Below are 17,762 nucleotides of genomic sequence, written 5' to 3' on the forward strand. Positions count from 1 at the left end.
GCCGCCATAGCGGTCCGCGGAGTCGGCGGGGTCGGGGGCCGGGGGCCGGGGGCGGCGGAATGCCGCGGCTACGCGCCCTGCAGGCCCGGCACGACCAGTCCCGACTCGTACGCGATCACCACCGCATGCGTCCGGTTCTGCGCGCCGAGCTTGGTCAGCACGTTCCCGACGTGCGTCTTCACCGTCTCCGGACTCACCGCCAGCGACTGCGCGATCTCCGGGTTCGACGACCCGGTCGCCATCAGCCGCAGCACCTCCTCCTCCCGCCCGGTCAGCGCCGCCCGGGGCAGCGCCTGAGCGGAGTCCAACGGGCGGGCGGCCACCATCCGGCGCAGCGCGGCGGGGAAGAGGATCGCCTCCCCCGCCGCCGCCACCCGCACCGCTTCGGCGATCTGCGGGACCGGCCGCCGCTTCAGCACGAAGCCGCTGGCCCCGGCGCTGAGGGCGGCGGTGACGTAGTCGTCGTTCTCGAAGGTGGTGATCACGACGACCTTCGGCGGGTCGGCGTCCCCGGCCAGCAGTTCGCGGGTCGCCTCGATCCCGTTGCGGCGCGGCATCCGCACGTCCATCAGCACCACGTCCGGGCGCAGCCGCCGCACCTGCTCGACGACCTCGACCCCGTCGGCCGCCTGCCCGACCACCGCGATGCCCGGCTGGGCACCCAGCAGGGTGCCCAGACCGCTGCGGGTCACCGGGTCGTCGTCGGCGATCAGGACGGTGACGGGGCGTTCCGGGCTGCTCACGCCGACAACCGTATCGGCAGCCGGACCGCCAGCCGCCAGTGCTGTTCCCCGCGCGCACCCTGCAGCCCGGCCTCGAACTCGCCGTGCAGCAGGCGGACCCGCTCGGCGAGGCCGGGCAGGCCGTGGCCGGAGGTCGGGAAGCCGCTCGGGCCGGCCTTGACCCCGTTGACCACACCCAGTTCCAGTCCGTCCGCCGCGACCACCACCCGCAGCTCGATCGGCCCGCCCGCGCCGTGCCGCAGCGCGTTGGTCAGGCCCTCCTGCAGGATCCGGTACGCGGCGCGGGAGAGCGTGCCGTGGACCTGCTCCGGATCACCGAGGACCACCGTCTCCACGACGGCGCCCGCGTGGCGCAACCGGTCCAGCAGTTCGGGCAGGTCGGCGAGGGTCCGGGTCGGCGCGACGCCCGCCGCCTCCTCCCTCAGCACGCCCAGCACGTAGTCCAGGTCCTCCAGCGCCGCCCGGGCCGACTCCTCGATGCTGCGCATGGCGGCCCGGGCGGCCGCCGGATCGGCGGCGAGCACCTCACCGGCGACGGCGGCCTGGATGGTGGCGGCGGTCAGGGTGTGACCGATCGAGTCGTGCAACTCGTGCGCCAGCCGGTTGCGTTCGGCCAGTGCCCGCTCCCGCTCGGCCGCCATCGCCAGCCGCTCCGCCGGCGACGGCCCGAGCAGCCGCGGCGCCAGCCACCGCAACGCACCCGACACCGCCACGAACAGCACCACCAGCAGCACCAGGCAGACCACCGACACCAGCCGGCCCCAGCCTCCCGTCAGCTCCTTGGACCACCCGAACAGGCTGAACCGCGCGTCCCCCTTCGCGTATCCGGTGGGCAGGAACAGTCCCATCGTCAGCAGCACACCGCCGCCGAACAGCACCGCCCACCCCGACATGACGTGCAGCACCAGGAACGCCGGTGTCCGCCACCGTTCCCCCGCCGCACCCTTCACCGGATCCGGCAGCGCCACCCCGAGCAGCCGCCGCGCCGCCCGGACCAGCGCCCGCCGCGTCACCCCGGCCAGGCCCACCACCCCGATCAGCACCACCCAGAGTGCGAGCGACAGCACCTCCGGCAGCGCGTACGGGTCCGCCTGCATCCCCGCCGCGGGCACCGCCGCGACCAGCGCCAACGGCAACCCCGCCACCGCCCCGAGAACGGCGAACAACACACCCGAATACGTGGAGCCGCGCAACAACGGCCGAAGGACCTTGATCATGGTCGCCAGTATTGTCACGCGCCCCGCACCCCACCTCCCCCGATCGAGGGAGCAGCTCGCCCCTGCATCCGACCGGACGGTCCCGACACCGTGCCTGGGCCGGTCAGCAGGGTCGGTTCGTCGGGGTGGCCGTGCCCGTCCGGGTGCGGTCGTAGGCGGGGTCGATGGTGCCGAACAGGCGGTCCCATCCCGCGTCCCGCCCCTCGCGCTTCGGACCATCAGCAGGCCCATGGTGCACTTCCGGCCGGGTTCCACACACGGATCGGCCGGACGGCGCGGGGTCGACCCTCGGCGGGAACCGGATTGCTCGGCGGAGAACAAAACGGCCGGTCGATCCGAAGATCGACCGGCCGTTCGCTGTGCGCGAGGGGGGAGTTGAACCCCCACGCCCTTTCGGGCACTGGAACCTGAATCCAGCGCGTCTGCCTATTCCGCCACCCGCGCATCTGGGTGATGGGTTAAGCATAGACCATCTGGAGGGGTGCTTCCGACCACGTCCGGGCGACGCCCACGGTCACCCTCTCCGGCCGGGCTCCAGCCCGGCTCCGTCGGGCATCCGGCTCCGTTCCAGGTGGCGCCGGCCGGGGCGGGCGACTCGGCGCCCGAGCCGGCGGGGGTGAGGCACGAGGACCCCGACCCAGCCCCAGCCCCAGCCCCTCCGACAATCCACCCCGGCGAGGAGGACCGAGGAGGAAACTCCCGGATCGGACACGAAGGACGGGGTTAGTCTGGGGCCATGGTTGTGAATGGCACAGACCAAGTAGCCACGGACGAACAGGAGTTCATCAGCGCCCCGGCTCTGATCCTCCGCTCCCTCGCCGCCCGCCCCGACCGGCGGGCCATCACCACCGCCGACGGCACGGTGATCACGGCCGGCGACTTCGCCGCCGCCACCTACCGGCTCGCCCACGAGCTGGTCGCCCGGGGCGCGACCCGCGGCACCACCGTGACCCTGCTGACGGGCAACACCGCCGAGGCGCTGAGCGCGCGCTACGCCGCCGGGCTGGCGGGCGCACGGGTGGTGAACCTGTACGACGGCATGAGCGCGCCGACCCTGGCCGAGATCACGACGAGCGTCGACACCGCCGTCCTGCTGGTGGACGCCGAACGGTACGCGACGGCCGCCGAGTTGCTGCCGCTCGTCGACGTGCCGACCGTCCTCACGCTGGGCCCGGGCCCCGAGACGCCCGGCGCCGCAGCGACCGGCGCCACAGCGTCCGGCGCCGCAGCGATCGGCGAGGACGTCGTCGCCGCTTCCGCGCACCGGCCCGCCGAGCCGCCGGCCGTCCGGATCGGCCCAGACGACGACCTGGGCATCCGCCACACCGGCGGCACCACCGGCATCCCGAAGGGCATCCGCAGCCTGCACGGCCCGTACCGGAGCGCCTTCGACGCCCAGTACGGCGGCCCCGACCCGGATGCCGCCCCGCCCCGCTTCCTCGCCGCCACCTCCCTCGCCCACCTGGCCGGGGTGCTGTCCGACCTGACGTTCCACAGCGGCGGCTCGGTGGTCATCCAGCGTTCCTTCGACCCCGGTGAGGTCCTGGCGGCGGTCGAACGCGAGCGCATCACCGACCTCTGGGTGCTGCCGCCGCTGCTGTACCAGCTGCTCGACCACCCGGCGATCGGCCGCACCGACCTGTCCAGCCTGCGCCGGGTCTCGTACGGCGGCTGCGCCGCTTCGCCGTCCCGGGTGCGCGAGGCGATCGAGGTGTTCGGGCCGGTCCTGGTGTCCGGCTACGGGCAGTCGGAGGCGCAGAACATCTCGATGCTCGCGCCGCACGAGCACGACCGGATCGGGCGCGGCGGCCAGCTCTCGGTCGGCCGGCCGCTCCCGGGCGTCGAGGTGGCGGTCCGGGCCGAGGACGGCACCGAGCTGCCGGCCGGGGAGCAGGGCGGGATCCACGTCCGCTCGGCGACCGTCATGGCCGGGTACTGGAAGCGGCCCGACCTCACCGCCGAGGTCCTGCGCGACGGTTGGCTGGACACCGGCGACATCGGCTACCTCGACGAGGACGGCTACCTCTACCTGGCCGACCGGAGCAAGGACAAGATCATCGTGGTCGGCGGGCACGTCTACCCCACCGAGGTGGAGGAGTTGCTGCTCACCCACCCGGCGATCGCCCAGTGCGCGGTCTACGGGGTGCGCGACGCCCAGGAGGCGGAGCACGTCCACGTCGCCGTCGTCCCCGCGCCGGGGCAGCAGCCCGAACTGGACGACGTCCGCGCGTTCGTCACCGCCCGCAAGGGCCGGATGTACGCACCGGAGGCCCTGCACGTGCTGGCCGAGATCCCGCTGACGGCCGTGGGCAAACCGGACAAGAAGCTGCTGCGCGACTCCCACGCGGGCTGAGAACTGCCCCCCGGGGGGCGCTTCCGGGCGGATCCTCCGCGGACGATCCGACCGGAAGCACCCCCGGCGGATGGGCCATCATGGCGCCATGGCAGATGAAACGATCACCGCTCGCACCATCGCCGACCGCCACCTCGACCAGGTGGCCGCCCACGACCCCTTGCACGCCGCATGGTTGGGCCTGCACCCGGGCGACGACCGGCAGCCGGACCTCTCCCCGGAAGGGTTCGAGGCGCTCGCCGACATCGCCCGACGCACCCTCACCGCGCTCGACGCCACGCACCCCGCCGCCGACCTCACCGCCGTGGCCGACGCCGCCGGGGCGGACGCCGCCGGCGACCACAAGACAGCCCTCACCGCAGCCGCCACCGCAACGGACCCCGCCGACCGGACCTGCGCCCGGCTGCTCCGCGAACGGCTGACCGCCGAACTGGCCGTGCACGACTCCGGCGAGAACTTCCGCCAGCTGCGCAACATCGCCGCGCACGTCCACCACGTCCGGGACATCTTCAGCTACATGCCGACCGCCACCGACGACGACTGGGCCGCGGTGGCCGGCCGGATGCGCAACCTGCCCGCCGCCCTCGACGGGTACCGCGCGACCCTCACCGAGGGCATGTCCCGGCGGCTGCTCGTCGCACCCCGCCAGGCGGCCGCGGTCGTCGACCAGCTCACCGCCTGGACCGGCGAGGACACCGGGAACGCCGGGTGGTTCGCCGGCTTCGTCGCCCCCGGCCCCGAACGGCTGCGCGGCGAACTGGACGCCGCCGCCCTCCGGGCCACCGCCGCCACCGCCGAGTTCCGCGACTGGCTGCGTGACACCTACGCCCCGGCCACCGTCGGCACGCCGGACGCCGTGGGCCGGGAGCGCTACCGGCTCGCCGTGCGCCACCACACCGGAGCCGAGGTCGACCTGGACGAGGCCTACGCCTGGGCCTGGAGCGAGTTCCACCGGACCGCGGCCGAGATGCGCGCCGCGGCCGACCGCGTACTGCCCGGAGCGGGAGCCCTGGAGGCGATGCGACACCTGGAGCGGCACGGCCACGCGATCGAGGGCGAGGAGGCGGTCCGAGACTGGCTGCAGCAGATCATGGACGGGGCCATCACCGCCCTCGACGGCACCCACTTCGACATCTCCGGGCCGCTGCGCCGGGTCGAGTCCCGGATCGCCCCGGCGGGCAGCGCCGCCTCGCCGTACTACTCCGGCCCGAGCCTGGACTTCAGCCGCCCCGGCCGCACCTACTTCCCCACCCTCGGCCGGGACTCCTTCCCGACCTGGCAGCTCGTCAGCATCTGGTACCACGAGGGCGTCCCGGGCCACCACCTGCAGCTCGCCCAGTGGGTCGCCCTCGCCGACGAACTCAGCCGCTACCAGACGACGCTGGGCATGGTCAGCGCCAACGTCGAGGGCTGGGCCCTGTACGCCGAGCGCCTCATGGACGAGCTGGGCTTCCTCGACGACCCGGCGCACCGGCTCGGCTTCCTCGACGAACAGATGCTGCGCACCATCCGGGTGATCATCGACATCGGCATGCACCTGGACCTGGCCGTCCCGGCCGACGCGGGCTTCCACCCCGGCGAGCGCTGGACCCCGGAACTCGCCACGGAGTTCATGGCCACGTACAACGGCAGCCCGGCCGAGCTGCGCGACAGCGAGATCGTCCGCTACCTCGGCTGGCCGGGCCAGGCCATCGGCTACAAGCTCGGCGAACGCGCCTGGCTGCGCGGACGTGACGCGGCCCGCAGCCGTCTGGGCGCCGGATTCGACCTCAAGACGTGGCACATGAAGGCGCTCGCCCTGGGCTCACTGGGACTCGACGACCTGGCCGACCGACTCGCCGCGCTCTAGAGCCGGCGGCGCAGCTCGCCCAGCGCGGCAGAACGGGCGCAGCAGCTCCGCCGAATCCCCGGGAGATCCCCACCGGACTTCACCCCACCGTGGGGTTTGGCTCAACGAAGTGCCACGCGGGTGCCGAGAAGGCAAGAGGGGTGGCGGCGCTGAGGGCCGCCACCCCGCTCCGCACACGGTCCGGACGGGCGGACGGCCGTCCGCCCGTCCGCCCGGCAGTCCGCCCGTCCGGCGCGGCTCAGGCCGCGCCGAAGTGCCGCTTGGTGTCGCCGATCAGGCCCTTCAGGAACGCCGCACCCGGGACCCCGGTCAGCGCCGCCGGGCGTGCCAGCAGGGGAACCGGCTCGAAGGCGAAGGTCCAGGTGAAGCGGGTGCCGCTCGCCGTGGGCTCGACGAGGTAGTCCTCGCCGAAGCGCCGGAACAGCGGCAGGCTGGCCTGCGCGACGCAGAACGAGTGCCGCACCCCCTCCTCCCACCGCACGAACTCCTCGCGCAGCCGCAGCACGCCGCGCGCGGTGATCTCCCGCGTCGTGCCGACACCGTGCGGGGCGGGCGAGGTGTAGCGGCCGCCGCTCAGACCGCGGCACCAGGACAGCGGCGTGTCGCCGGCGAGGCCCTGCCAGACGGTCTCGGGCGCCACGGGGAGGTCCATGGTGAACGAGTGGCGGTGCGGGGCGGTGTCGAAGAAGGACACGTCGAAGCGTTCGAGCGTGGACCAGGGCATGGTTCCCCTCCTGTCGGTGTGGCGACGTCCTGTCGGTGTGGCGACGTCTGTCCGTGCGGATGCATCAGTCCGTGCCGGACGCGGGGGCCGGTCCGCGGTGGACGCGGGGGCCGGTCCGCGGTGGACGCGGGGGCCGGTCCGCGGTGGACGCGGGGGCCGGTCACCCGCCGGCGGGCGCCCCGCCGCCCACCGCCCGCAGGGCGAAGGGCAGGAAGCGGTCCGCCGCCTCCCGCGCGGTGGCCTCGTCCACCTGCTCCGGCAACCGGGGGGTGAGCAGGAACCGGCCCATCACCGGCCCGACCACCACCTCGCCGAGCAGCTCGGCGTCCTCGACCGGCGGGATCTCCCCCCGCTCGACGGCGCTCCGTACGACCTCGGTCACCCGCCGGTACACGGGCGCCAGGAGGGTCACGGTGAGCGCCTCGGCCAGGGCGCTGTTGTGCGCCGCCTCGCCGATCAGGGCCCGCATCACCCGGCCGCTCTCTCCGGTCATGGCGGCGGCCTTGTCCCGGAGCACCACGCGCAGGTCGCCCTCCAGGCTGCCGGTGCCGGGCAGGCCGTACGGGTCCTCCTCGGCGAAGCTCGCGGCGGCGGCGACCACCAGGTCCTCCTTGGACGACCAGCGCCGGTAGAGGGTCGCGGTGGAGACGCCCGCCCGGGCGGCCACCGCGGCGGTGGTCAGTCCGCCGTAACCGTTCTCGGCCAAAACGGCCAGCGTGGCCTCCAGCAGCGCCCGGTCCCGGGCGGCGTCCCGGGGGCGGCCCCGGCGGGGTGCGGTCCCGGACGGGGCGGGCGACGCGGGCGATGTCGGGGACGCGGGCGGGGTGGGGGTGGTGCGGGTCATGCCGCCAGTTTACCGCCAATAGAAACGAAATCATTTCGTTTCGTTTATGCTCGGCGGCATGAGCGCTTCCACCGAGACCACGCCCGGCACGACCGCCCCCGCCGAGTCGGCACCTGCCCCCACCGACGCCACCTCCGCCGCAGCAACCTGCGCCGCGGCCACCGTCGCCCGCCTCGGCGCCGCCTTCACCGCCGGCCGCACCAAGCCCGTCGCCTGGCGCAAGGCCCAACTGCGCGCCCTGCGCCGCCTGTTGGTCGAACAGGAGGACGTCTTCGCCGCCGCCCTCCACGCCGACCTCGGCAAGCACGCCGCCGAGGCGTACACCACCGAGATCGGGTTCACCGTCAGCGAGATCGACCACACCCTGCGCCACCTCGACCGCTGGCTCCGCCCGAGCCGCGTCCCGGTGCCGCTGGCGCTGCAACCCGCCCGGGCCCGCACCGTGCGCGAACCGCTGGGCACCGTGCTGGTCATCAGCCCCTGGAACTACCCGTTGCAGCTGGCCCTGGCCCCGCTGGTCGGCGCGATCGCGGCGGGCAACTGCGTCGTGGTCAAGCCCAGCGAACTCGCCCCGGCCACCTCGGCGGCGCTCGCCCACTGGCTGCCCCGCACGCTCGACCCGCAGGCCGTCGCCGTCGTCGAGGGCGGCGTCCCGGAGACCACCGCCCTGCTGGAGCAGCGCTTCGACCACGTCTTCTACACCGGCAACGGCACGGTCGCCCGCATCGTCATGACCGCCGCGGCCCGCCACCTCACCCCGGTCACCCTGGAGTTGGGCGGCAAGAGCCCCGCCGTCGTCGAGCCGGGCACCGACCTCGCGACCGCCGCCCGCCGCATCGCCTGGGGCAAGTTCATGAACGCCGGCCAGACCTGCGTCGCCCCCGACTACGTCCTCGCCATCGGCGGGAGCGCGACCGCGATCGAGGCGCACCTGACCGCCGCGGTCCGCGAGATGTACGGCACCGACCCGAAGGAGAGCCCCGACTACGGCCGCATCGTCAACGAGCGCCACTTCGACCGGCTGACGGCCCTGCTCGGCGACGGACGGATCGTCACCGGCGGGGACCACGACCGCGCCGAACGCTACCTCGCCCCGACCGTCCTCGCCGACGTCGACCCGGAGGCGCCGGTGATGCGCGAGGAGATCTTCGGCCCGGTCCTGCCGATCGTCAGCGTCCCCGACCTCGACGCCGCCATCGCCTTCATCACCGCCCGGGACAAGCCCCTCGCCCTGTACGCCTTCACCGCCTCGGCCCGCACCAAGCACCGCCTGACCACCGAGACCTCCTCCGGCGCCCTGTCCTTCGGCGTCCCCAACGCCCACCTCACCGTCCCCGGCCTCCCCTTCGGCGGCGTCGGCGAGAGCGGCATCGGCGCCTACCACGGCGCCCACACCATCGACACCTTCAGCCACACCAAGGCCGTCCTCGACAAGCCCCTCCCCGCCGACACCCTCCGCCTCGCCTACCCGCCCTTCACCCCCCTCAAGTCCCGCATCCTCCGCCGCTTCCTCTGAACCCCCACACCGCCGGTCGCCGCCCTCACCGTTCCCCCTACCGGCGGCAACCGGCGACTCTCTCCGATTCGACGAAGTCCCGCCGGCCGAGCCCGTACGATCCGAGTATCTGTACGGATGCGGAGCACGCAGTCCCCGCCTACCGTCCTACGGGCGGGTGCGGCACACGCATCCGCTTCCGGGGAGGGGAACCCACATGGGCGACAAGGACACGTCCGGCAAGATCGCGATCCAACCGGCCGACCTGCGGGCCTCCGCAGGCATCGCCAAGGCACTGGGCGAGGAACTGGACAAGCCCGTCCAAGCCGCTCTGACCACCAGCACCACCGTCTCGACCCAGCTCACCGGCTGGTCGATATCCGGCGGCCTCGGGCAGTTGGGAACGGGCTGGGCCAAACCGCTCGGCGACCTGCGGCAGCGCCTCGTGGACACGGCGACCAACCTGGACGCCAACGCGTCCGCCCACGAGCACCACGACCAAGCCGTCGCCGGCGGTTGGGCCGTACCCCAGCAGGGGCCCAAGTGAGCGGCGTCGCTCGCGCGCGGACCACCGTCACGCGGCTGAGCCACCTCGTCCTTGCAGCATTGCTGACCGCCACCCTTGGAGCCTGCATGTCCAGCCCCGGAAACGGAAAGTACGACGGCAAGGACGACCCGCTGCCCGTCAAGTCTCAGCAGGAGGCTTTGGACTGGGCGCGTCAGATCATCGCTCACGTGGCCCAGACGACCGGGGCCCGCATCAACGCGGAACCCGAGATCTACGGGTTCAATCCGTGCGTGGGCAGGAACGGCGAGAAGGCGCCCGACGACCGCTACACGCTCGACTACGGCGTCCACGCCGATGTTCCGGACGACCAGCAGAACGACGTCCTCCGCAAGGTCCGGGACCTGCTCACCGGCGAAGGGCTCAAGGTCACCGAGTACCAGGAGATCCCTGCCGGCGATCCCCCGGCCCAGCCCGCCGCCGCCTTCTCCGCCCGGCACCCCGACAGCCAGTACGTCGTCGACGTCGACAGCACAGGGGGGCACAACCGGATGTCCCTCGCCGTGCGTACTCCCTGCCTGCTGCCGCCGTCCGAGTCGGCCCCGCCGACCACGCCGGCGCCGACCGGTACGGCCTAGTCGTCCTGCCGGCCGCGGAACGCGCGGCGGTACTCCCTCGGGGCCACGCCGACGCGCGCGGTGAAGACCGGCCGTAGGGAGACCGCCGAGGAGAAGCCGCAGCGCGTGGCGACGGTGTCGACGGGGAGGTCGGTCTCCTCCAGGAGGCGCTGGGCGGTGAGGACCCGCTGGTCGAGGAGCCAGCGGGTCGGGGTGGTGCCGGTGGCGGCGGCGAAGCGGCGGGCGAAGGTCCGTTCGGACATCAGGGCGGCGGCCGCCATCCGCGGGACGGTCCACGGGGTGTCGAGGGAGGCGAGGATCTCGGCGCGGACGCGGTCGAGCGGGTCGTCCGCGGTGGGGGCCGGGACCGGGGTGGGGATGAACTGGGCCTGGCCGCCGGCCCGGAAGGGGGCGGTGACCATGGCGCGGGCGATGGTGGCGGCGGCCTGCTGGCCGTGGGCGGTGCGGACGAGGTGGAGGCAGAGGTCGATGCCCGCCGCGACGCCGGCCGAGGTCCACAGGCCCTCGCCGCCGGTGAAGAGCACCTCGGGGCGGACCGTCACCGCCGGGAAGCGGCGGGCGAGTTCGGGGGCGAGGGCCCAGTGGGTGGTGGCCTCGCGGCCGTCCAGCAGGCCGGCCTCCGCGAGGACGAAGGCGCCCGCGCAGAGCGAGGCGATCGGGACGCCGTCGGCGTGGACGGCCCGCAGGGCGTCGAGGACGGCGGGATCGCGCTCCGCCGCCGGGGCCTCGACGCCCGGGACGACGACCAGGTCGCAGTCGGCGAGCCCGGCCGTCCCGTGGTCGGGGACGCGTTCCAGCCCGCCGCCCAGCCGGACCCGGGTGCCGTCCGGGCCGCAGACCCGCAGGTCGAAGGCGGGCAGTCCGGGCCGGGCGACGCGGTTGGCCCACACCTCGCCGATCACCGCGTAGTCGAAGGCCCGGACACCGTCGAAGATCAGACAACCCACCGTTCGCATGGCAGAGAACCTATGGCAGGAATCCATCGATGGGTGGCATCTCCGCCCATCACGCCGCCGGCACGCCGGCGAGCACGATGGACGCATGACGAACACCGACGCATTCGACGCCCCGCTCACCCTCGACCCCGACGCGGTCCTGCTGCTCATCGACGTCCAGAAGGGCTTCGAGGACCACGAGTTCTGGGGCCCCCGCGACAACCCGCAGGCCGAGCAGCGGATGGCCGAGCTGATCGCCGCCTGGCAGGCCACCGGCCGCCCGATCGTCACCGTGCAGCACGCCTCCACGGCCGGGCCGCTGGTCGAGGGCACGCCGGGGTACGAGCTGAAGGACTTCGTCGCCGACGTCACTCCCGCGCTGCACATCACCAAGACCGTCAACAGCGCCTTCTACGGCACCCCTGACCTGCACGCCTGGCTCCGGGAGCGCGGCGCCCGGCAGCTGGTGGTCACCGGGATCATCACCAACGTGTGCAACGAGACCACCGCCCGGATGGCCGGCAACCTCGGCTACGACGCGATCTTCCCGACCGACGCCATGCACGCCTTCGACATGACCGGCCCCGACGGCACCACCCTCCCCGCCGCCGAACTCGCCCGCGCCACGGCCACGGTGCTGCACGCGATGCGGTTCGCCAAGGTGGTGACGACGGAGCAGGTGCTCGACGCGGCGAAGGCCTGACCGGCGGCGGAGCCCGGGCGGCTAGTCCCTGATCAGCAGCCGGTACGCGTTCCCCTCCTCGGCGTTGAGCAGCACGTACGACGCCCCGAGGCCGAGCGCGACCTCCCGCAGCCGGGCCAACGCCTCGGCCTCGGACGGGACTTCCAGGCCGAGTGCGGCGGCGGCCGCGTCCCGGTCGGCGTAGTGGCCGGGCTCGTCCTCCAGGTACTCCTCGGCCGCTTCCGCGCTCTCCTCCACCGTCAGCCGCCGGCAGTCCCGCCACCACGGCACGGCGAGGAGCAGCCGGACCAGCTCCGGCACCCCGACGGCCAGCAGGGCGGCGCCGCCCTCGGAGTCGGCGAAGAGCACGGGCCGTTCCTCGCCGCCCTCGCCGCAGAGGAAGTAGGTGCCGCCCGCGCCGTCCTTGGCCACCGGTTCCAGGGCCTCACCGGAGGCGAGCACCACCGCCTCGACGTGCTCGTACCAACGGGAGGGGTCGAACTCGCCAGGCCAGGCCAGGTAGTCGGCGGCGGCGGGGTTGGCGCGGATCGCGTCGAGGAGGGACATGGCGGCCACCCTACGGCGTACCGCTGACAGGAACTCAGGCCGACCGGAACCGGGCGCCGGGACCCGGAACGACCGGGAGGACGGGACCGGGACGACCGGGACGACGGAACCGGGACCAGGCCGGACCCGGGCCGGCCGGACCCGGACCCACCGGCCCCGGTCCGTCGGGGCTCAGGCCGCCAGCCGCTGCGCCAGGTACTCCTCCCAGGTCCGCCGCCCGTGCTCCGCCCCCGGCCGGGCCAGGTTCTCCCCGGCCCGGTAGGCGCGCCCGACCTTCCCCGGCACCCGCACCGGCAGCTGCCGCCGGCCGCGGCCGCGGGCCTCCAGGTACCGCCGGGTCAGCTCGCGCATCTCGTACACCGTGGGACCGGCCAGGTCGGGCACCGCCCCGGCGGGCTCGTCCAGGGCCAGCTCGACCATCCGGGCGGCGACCTCGCGCACGTCCACGGGCTGCCAGCGGACGCCGCCGGGGGCCGGGACGACCGGCAGCTTCGCCATCTTCTCGACGACGGTGAACGCCAGGTCGTGGAACTGCGCGGCCCGCAGCACGGTGTACGGCAGGCCCGAGCCGGCGACCGCCTCCTCGGCGGCGAGCTTGGCCCGGAAGTAGCCGAGCGGGATCCGGTCCGCGCCGATCACCGAGATGTACACCAGGTGCCGCACGCCCGCACGCCGGGCGGCCGCGACCAGCAGCGCGGTGGCGGTGTCGTCGCCCTTCGGACCGCCCGCGAGGTGCAGCACGGTGTCCACGCCGGTCAGTGCCTCGTCCAGCCGGACGGCCGCCTCGGCCGGTTCTCCGAGGAGGTCGCCGCGCGCGTAGGTCACGCCGTCGGCGGCGGCACGCTGGCGGCGGCTGAGCACGCGCACCGGCCGACCGGCCGCGCACAGCAGCGGCACGACGTGCCGGCCGAGCGTGCCGGTGCCTCCGGTGACCAGGACGGGATTGTTCGTCACGATCGTCTCCGATTCGTCCGGGGCGGGGAGTTGATCTCCCCGCCGCAGCCGTTGTTGGGTGGCTCCTGCTGCCCTGACCCCCGGCGACGAAGGAATGTGACACGTGGACGACGCGGTGGACGAGACATCTGCCCGGACCGCGCTCTTCGAGGAGCAGCGCCCGCACCTGCGCGCGGTCGCCTACCGGATGCTCGGCTCGATCAGCGAGGCCGAGGACGCCCTGCAGGAGGCCTGGCTGCGGTACGACCGCACCGACACCGCCGGGGTGGAGAACCTCGGCGGCTGGCTGACTACGGTGGTGTCACGGGTGTGCCTGAACCTGCTGCGCGCCCGCGCCCAGCGCCGTGAGGAGCCGCTGGAGCCCGCCGGTCCGGGCGGTGAGCCGGGCCCGCCGCGCATCCCGGACCCGCTGCTGCGACGCGAGGGCGTGGTGGACCCCGAGCAGGAGGTGATGCTCGCGGACTCGGTCGGCCTGGCGATGATGGTGGTGATGGAGTCGCTGTCGCCGGCCGAGCGGGTCGCCTTCGTGCTGCACGACCTGTTCTCCGTACCGTTCGACGAGATCGCCCCGCTGATCGAGAAGTCGGCGGCCGCGACCCGGCAGCTGGCCAGCCGGGCCCGCCGCAAGGTGCAGGGGCAGGCGCCCGTGCCCGACCCTGACCTCGGCCGCCAGCGGCTGGCCGTGGACGCCTTCTTCGCCGCCGCCCGCAACGGGGACCTCGACGCCCTGGTCGCCGTGCTCGACCCGGACGTGGTGCTGCGTTCGGACGGCGGGGCGGCGATGGCCCGGCACACGGTGGTGCTCTCGGGCGCCGCCACGGTGGCCGGCCAGGCCGTCCTGTGGGGCACGCTGTCGCCGTTCGCCCGCCCGGCGCTGGTCAACGGCACTGCGGGCGCCGTGGTGATCGGCGACAACGGCCGGGCGCTGTCGATCATGGCGTTCACCGTGGCGGACGGCGCGATCGTCGCGATCGACGTGCTCACCGACCCCGAGCGGCTGGCCGCGCTGGACCTCTCGCAGTTCCGGGACCGCCGGGACGGCGAGGACCGCCGGGACGGCGAGGCGCGCCAGGACGGCGAGCAGCGGTAGGCCGGCGAAGGGGTGGGAGGGCCAGCGCCTCCCACCCCCGTCCACCCCCGGAGCGTCCTCAGCGCCCGACCGCGCCGTCCAGCTGCTCGCGGATGATGTCCGCGTGGCCGGCGTGCCGACCGGTCTCCTCGATCATGTGGACCAGCACCCACCGCAGCGACGGCCCCTCGGCCGCGTCCGGCCGCAGCGAGCGCACGCCCGGCCGGTCGAGGTCCGGGGCGGCGGCCGCCACCGCGTTGGAGCGTGCGATCGCGTCGCGGTACGCGGCGACCGCGGCGGCCACGGTCGCGTCGTCCAGCAGGTTCTCTTCGGAGTCCCGGGGCTTCTCGCCGACGCCCTGGTAGGCCCACGCGAACCAGTTGTGCTCGACCACGGTCAGGTGCCGCACCAGCCACAGCAGGCTGGTGCCGGAGGGCACGCCGGGGCGGCGGGCGTCCTCGTCGGAGAGCCCGTCGACCTTGGCGAGCACCGCCGCGCGCAGGTAGTCGAGGAAGGCGAGCAGCGTGGTGGGCTCGTCCGCGTTCGCGCTCGGCGGCCGGGTGTCGGAGAGTTTGCTCGGCGCGGCGCCCGGGGCGGCGTTCCCGGTGCCCTCGGTGACTGCGGCGCCGCCGGTGCGGTCAGCGGGCTCGGCCTGCGCGGTGTTGTCGGTGTTGTCGGTCACCGCGCCACCCTAGCCACCGCCCGTCCGCCGGGGAACGGAATATGAGCGCCCGTCACCAGCCCTGCGCGGCCACCCAGTCGGCGAGGTGCCGGGCACAGTCGTCGACCGACTCCTGCCAGGTGCGCACGGCTCCGGCCCCGGCCTCGTCGCTGACGTGCTTGACCAGCCGCACCGGGACGCCGGCCCGGTGGGCGACGGTGGCGATCGCGTAACCCTCCATGTCGACCAGGTCGGCGTGCTCGGCGAGCCGGTCACGGGCGGCCGGGTCGGAGACGAACAGGTCGCCGGTGGCGAGCACCGGGCCGTCGCCCTTGCCGATCACCAGCGGGGCGCCGTACTGACGCCCGGTGAGCGCCTGCAGGGCTGCGGTGTCGAGGTCGTGCTGGATCACCTGGACCACGTGGTGGGTGCCCTCCCAGCCGGGACGCAGCGCACCGGCCGTGCCGAGGTTGATCACCTCGGAGGGCTTCTCGCCCCCGGCGAGGACGGTGGCCAGGGCGGCGGTGGCGTTGACCTTCCCGATCCCGGTGAGCAGCACGGGCAGTCGGCCGTCCAGGTGGGCGGCCTCCTCGCGCACGGCGACGACGAGCAGCGGGCGGTCGGGCGAGATCGTTCCAAGCAGGCGCATGTGCCCATCGTACGGAGGGAGGGGGTGCCGCACCGGGGAGCGCGCGCCCACGAACGGACCCCCGCGCTCCGCCCGGTCGGGGGAACCGCTCGGGGTGCGGGTGGCGTCGGAGGGTTCGCCACCTCTCCGTACGGGCGACGGCACGAACGCCGACCGGACGGCACCGCGAGCAGCACCGCGGGCGTGCGGGCCGCATGCCCGAGCCGTACGGAGGCGTGCGGGAACCGTGCACGACATGCTCAAGATCGGCGCAAGTCGGGTGTGGCCGGGGGGAGTCACGGCCATACTGCTGCCATCGGCCGGGCCCCGGCGAACGGGCCCGGCTCCAGGGGAGGATGAGGCGGGTGGCGACACCAGAAGGCAACGGCGCACCGGGGGCCGCGATCCCGGCCCGGCCACCGGGAGCACGGGCCGCGACGGGCATGTCGGTGCTCGTGGGTCCCGGCGGCCCCCCGGCGGCCGGCCCCGGCACTGCACCCGGCCGGACACCCGGCCGGGCACCCGCCGGAGCACCCGGCGGACCACCCGCCCGGCGCCCCCGGACGGTGGTCGCCACCGGCGTCCGCGCCCGGCTCGCGCAGGCCGGCCGGACGGCGCCCGGCCGGCTCCGGCTGGCCGGTGTGGTGCTGGCGACGCTCACCGTGGCGTTCGGCGGGCTCACCGCCTGGCAGTTGGAGACCAGGGCGCAGGCCGCCGACCGGGTGGTCTCGTACAGCCAGCCGCTCAGCCGGGACGCCGCCGAGATCCACCGCAACCTGGCCGATGCCGCGACCACCGCGGCGAGCGGCTTCCTGCTGGCCGGCGCCGAGCCCAAGGACGTCCGGGACCGCTACGAGCAGGACCTCGCCACGGCCGCCAAGCTGGTCGCCGAGGCCGCCGCCCGAACCACCTCGACCTCCCCCGCGCAGGGTTCGCTCGCCCGGCTGAACCAGCAACTCCCCTCGTACGCCGGTCTGGTGGAGACCGCCCGGGCCGACAACCGGCAGGGCATCCCGCTCGGTGGCGCCTACCTGCGGTACGCCTCCGAGCAGATGCAGACCGTGCTGCTGCCGGCCGCCGCCGAGCTGGCCGCCGCCGAGAACGAGGAGCTGGCGAAGGACTACGCCGCCGCCAAGTCGGTGCCGTGGGGGGCGTACGGCCTGGCGCTGGTGACCCTGGCGGCGCTGGTCCAGGTGCAGCTGACGCTGTTCCGCCGCACCAACCGGGTGTTCAACATCGGGCTGCTGGGCGCCACCGCCGCCGTGCTGGCCGGCGCGCTCTGGCTGACCGTCACCGCGCTGACCACCGACGCGGCCCTGAAGCGCAGCGACAGCGAGGGCGCCACCCCGCTGCGGGCGCTCAACTACGCCCGGGTCGACGTGCTGACCGCCCGGCTGGCGGAGAACCTGCACCTCGTCGCCCGCGGCTCCACCACCAAGTACGCCGACCAGTGGAACAAGGCCACCGAGCACCTGGACAGCGTCGCGTCCGCGGACATCCCGCTGGAGCGGCGCGTCGGCTCGCTCCCGGAGGCCGCCCGGCTCGCGCCCGCGGCGGCCGAGCAGAGCATCCAGGACGCGGTGACGCAGTTCGACCAGTGGCACCAGCAGCACGACAAGGCCCGGAAGCTGGAGGTCGACGACGCCGACTACCAGGGCGCCCTGGACGCGACCGTGACGGCCACCGCCGGCGCGCCCACCGCCGACGCCTTCTTCAGCACCACCGACCGGGCGCTCGCCCGGGCCGCCGACATCGAGCAGGACCGGTTCGCGCAGTCCGCGAAGGGCACCGGCGGGGACCTCCGCACCGCCGCCGTCGCGGCCGCGCTGCTCGGCCTGGTGGCCGCGGCCGCCGCGCTGCGGGGCCTGGGCCGGCGACTGGCCGAGTACCGGTAACCG

17 protein-coding genes and 1 tRNA gene are annotated in these 17,762 nt (G+C 74.5%); 8 read left to right on the top strand and 10 right to left on the bottom strand.

Going from position 1 to position 17,762, the window contains the following annotated elements:
* Window positions 1-68 precede the first annotated feature (68 nt).
* The 3 genes from ACIRST_RS29515 to ACIRST_RS29525 form a co-directional block, all read right to left on the bottom strand.
* Window positions 69-743: a response regulator transcription factor gene (locus ACIRST_RS29515; RefSeq protein WP_350521465.1), complete on the bottom strand. Its 675-nt coding sequence runs from the start codon at window positions 741-743 to the stop codon at window positions 69-71.
* A complete protein-coding gene (locus ACIRST_RS29520; RefSeq protein WP_350521466.1) occupies window positions 740-1,960 on the bottom strand; it encodes a histidine kinase in 1,221 nt (406 codons plus the stop codon). The genes ACIRST_RS29515 and ACIRST_RS29520 overlap by 4 nt, the downstream gene beginning before the upstream one ends.
* Window positions 1,961-2,320: 360 nt before the next feature.
* Window positions 2,321-2,404 (bottom strand) — tRNA-Leu (locus tag ACIRST_RS29525).
* Between the two features lie 292 nt (window positions 2,405-2,696).
* Between ACIRST_RS29525 and ACIRST_RS29530 the strand changes: the two genes are divergently transcribed.
* Window positions 2,697-4,313 (top strand): AMP-binding protein, encoded by a 1,617-nt coding sequence (locus tag ACIRST_RS29530; protein ID WP_402805711.1) that lies wholly within the window; start codon window positions 2,697-2,699, stop codon window positions 4,311-4,313.
* An 88-nt stretch (window positions 4,314-4,401) separates the two neighbouring features.
* The gene (locus ACIRST_RS29535) at window positions 4,402-6,162 is read left to right on the top strand and encodes a DUF885 domain-containing protein (RefSeq protein ID WP_402805713.1); all 1,761 of its coding nucleotides are present in this window, start codon (window positions 4,402-4,404) and stop codon (window positions 6,160-6,162) included.
* Between the two features lie 238 nt (window positions 6,163-6,400).
* On the opposite strand, the gene ACIRST_RS29540 is transcribed toward ACIRST_RS29535, so the two are convergent.
* A complete protein-coding gene (locus ACIRST_RS29540; protein ID WP_402805716.1) occupies window positions 6,401-6,886 on the bottom strand; it encodes an SRPBCC family protein in 486 nt (161 codons plus the stop codon).
* A gap of 160 nt (window positions 6,887-7,046) precedes the next feature.
* Window positions 7,047-7,730: a TetR/AcrR family transcriptional regulator gene (locus tag ACIRST_RS29545; RefSeq protein ID WP_402805719.1), complete on the bottom strand. Its 684-nt coding sequence runs from the start codon at window positions 7,728-7,730 to the stop codon at window positions 7,047-7,049.
* 58 nt (window positions 7,731-7,788) lie between these two features.
* On the opposite strand from ACIRST_RS29545, the gene ACIRST_RS29550 reads away from it, so the two are divergent.
* The 3 genes from ACIRST_RS29550 (at window position 7,789) to ACIRST_RS29560 (ending at window position 10,368) form a co-directional block, all read left to right on the top strand.
* Entirely contained in the window at window positions 7,789-9,246 is a 1,458-nt protein-coding gene (locus tag ACIRST_RS29550; protein WP_402805722.1) for an aldehyde dehydrogenase family protein, read from the top strand.
* A gap of 196 nt (window positions 9,247-9,442) precedes the next feature.
* The gene (locus tag ACIRST_RS29555) at window positions 9,443-9,772 is read left to right on the top strand and encodes a hypothetical protein (protein ID WP_350521472.1); all 330 of its coding nucleotides are present in this window, start codon (window positions 9,443-9,445) and stop codon (window positions 9,770-9,772) included.
* Window positions 9,773-9,858: 86 nt separating this feature from the next.
* Window positions 9,859-10,368: a hypothetical protein gene (locus tag ACIRST_RS29560; RefSeq protein ID WP_402805724.1), complete on the top strand. Its 510-nt coding sequence runs from the start codon at window positions 9,859-9,861 to the stop codon at window positions 10,366-10,368.
* On the opposite strand, the gene ACIRST_RS29565 is transcribed toward ACIRST_RS29560, so the two are convergent.
* Window positions 10,365-11,324: a GlxA family transcriptional regulator gene (locus ACIRST_RS29565; protein ID WP_402805727.1), complete on the bottom strand. Its 960-nt coding sequence runs from the start codon at window positions 11,322-11,324 to the stop codon at window positions 10,365-10,367. The two genes, ACIRST_RS29560 and ACIRST_RS29565, sit on opposite strands and share 4 nt — an antisense overlap.
* A gap of 85 nt (window positions 11,325-11,409) precedes the next feature.
* On the opposite strand from ACIRST_RS29565, the gene ACIRST_RS29570 reads away from it, so the two are divergent.
* The gene (locus tag ACIRST_RS29570; protein WP_402805729.1) at window positions 11,410-12,006 is read left to right on the top strand and encodes a cysteine hydrolase family protein; all 597 of its coding nucleotides are present in this window, start codon (window positions 11,410-11,412) and stop codon (window positions 12,004-12,006) included.
* Window positions 12,007-12,027: 21 nt separating this feature from the next.
* Here ACIRST_RS29570 and ACIRST_RS29575 read toward each other — a convergent pair whose 3' ends face one another.
* On the bottom strand, window positions 12,028-12,552 hold the full coding sequence (locus tag ACIRST_RS29575) for a hypothetical protein (protein WP_350521477.1): 525 nt from the start codon (window positions 12,550-12,552) through the stop codon (window positions 12,028-12,030).
* Between the two features lie 171 nt (window positions 12,553-12,723).
* Window positions 12,724-13,506 (bottom strand): SDR family oxidoreductase, encoded by a 783-nt coding sequence (locus ACIRST_RS29580; RefSeq protein WP_402805731.1) that lies wholly within the window; start codon window positions 13,504-13,506, stop codon window positions 12,724-12,726.
* Window positions 13,507-13,621: 115 nt separating this feature from the next.
* On the opposite strand from ACIRST_RS29580, the gene ACIRST_RS29585 reads away from it, so the two are divergent.
* Complete coding sequence (locus ACIRST_RS29585; protein ID WP_402805734.1) at window positions 13,622-14,596, top strand: sigma-70 family RNA polymerase sigma factor; 975 nt, start codon at window positions 13,622-13,624, stop codon at window positions 14,594-14,596.
* A 58-nt stretch (window positions 14,597-14,654) separates the two neighbouring features.
* On the opposite strand, the gene ACIRST_RS29590 is transcribed toward ACIRST_RS29585, so the two are convergent.
* A complete protein-coding gene (locus ACIRST_RS29590) occupies window positions 14,655-15,257 on the bottom strand; it encodes a DinB family protein (RefSeq protein ID WP_402805736.1) in 603 nt (200 codons plus the stop codon).
* Window positions 15,258-15,309: 52 nt separating this feature from the next.
* Entirely contained in the window at window positions 15,310-15,885 is a 576-nt protein-coding gene (locus ACIRST_RS29595; RefSeq protein WP_396551536.1) for a nucleosidase, read from the bottom strand.
* 545 nt (window positions 15,886-16,430) lie between these two features.
* Between ACIRST_RS29595 and ACIRST_RS29600 the strand changes: the two genes are divergently transcribed.
* Window positions 16,431-17,759 carry a hypothetical protein gene (locus tag ACIRST_RS29600; RefSeq protein ID WP_402805738.1) on the top strand — a complete coding sequence of 443 codons (1,329 nt, stop codon included), beginning with the start codon at window positions 16,431-16,433 and terminating at the stop codon, window positions 17,757-17,759.
* Window positions 17,760-17,762 lie beyond the last annotated feature (3 nt).

The organism is Kitasatospora sp. NPDC101447, from assembly GCF_044767225.1.
Taxonomy (GTDB): domain Bacteria; phylum Actinomycetota; class Actinomycetes; order Streptomycetales; family Streptomycetaceae; genus Kitasatospora.

Bases quoted from the DNA above. Each gene is read 5' to 3' on its own strand.
- ACIRST_RS29520 (WP_350521466.1), bottom strand. From the start codon at position 1,960: ATGATCAAGGTCCTTCGGCCGTTGTTGCGCGGCTCCACGTATTCGGGT.
- ACIRST_RS29530 (WP_402805711.1), top strand. From the start codon at position 2,697: ATGGTTGTGAATGGCACAGACCAAGTAGCCACGGACGAACAGGAGTTC.
- ACIRST_RS29535 (WP_402805713.1), top strand. From the start codon at position 4,402: ATGGCAGATGAAACGATCACCGCTCGCACCATCGCCGACCGCCACCTC.
- ACIRST_RS29540 (WP_402805716.1), bottom strand. From the start codon at position 6,886: ATGCCCTGGTCCACGCTCGAACGCTTCGACGTGTCCTTCTTCGACACC.
- ACIRST_RS29545 (WP_402805719.1), bottom strand. From the start codon at position 7,730: ATGACCCGCACCACCCCCACCCCGCCCGCGTCCCCGACATCGCCCGCG.
- ACIRST_RS29550 (WP_402805722.1), top strand. From the start codon at position 7,789: ATGAGCGCTTCCACCGAGACCACGCCCGGCACGACCGCCCCCGCCGAG.
- ACIRST_RS29555 (WP_350521472.1), top strand. From the start codon at position 9,443: ATGGGCGACAAGGACACGTCCGGCAAGATCGCGATCCAACCGGCCGAC.
- ACIRST_RS29560 (WP_402805724.1), top strand. From the start codon at position 9,859: ATGTCCAGCCCCGGAAACGGAAAGTACGACGGCAAGGACGACCCGCTG.
- ACIRST_RS29565 (WP_402805727.1), bottom strand. From the start codon at position 11,324: ATGCGAACGGTGGGTTGTCTGATCTTCGACGGTGTCCGGGCCTTCGAC.
- ACIRST_RS29570 (WP_402805729.1), top strand. From the start codon at position 11,410: ATGACGAACACCGACGCATTCGACGCCCCGCTCACCCTCGACCCCGAC.
- ACIRST_RS29575 (WP_350521477.1), bottom strand. From the start codon at position 12,552: ATGTCCCTCCTCGACGCGATCCGCGCCAACCCCGCCGCCGCCGACTAC.
- ACIRST_RS29595 (WP_396551536.1), bottom strand. From the start codon at position 15,885: ATGCGCCTGCTTGGAACGATCTCGCCCGACCGCCCGCTGCTCGTCGTC.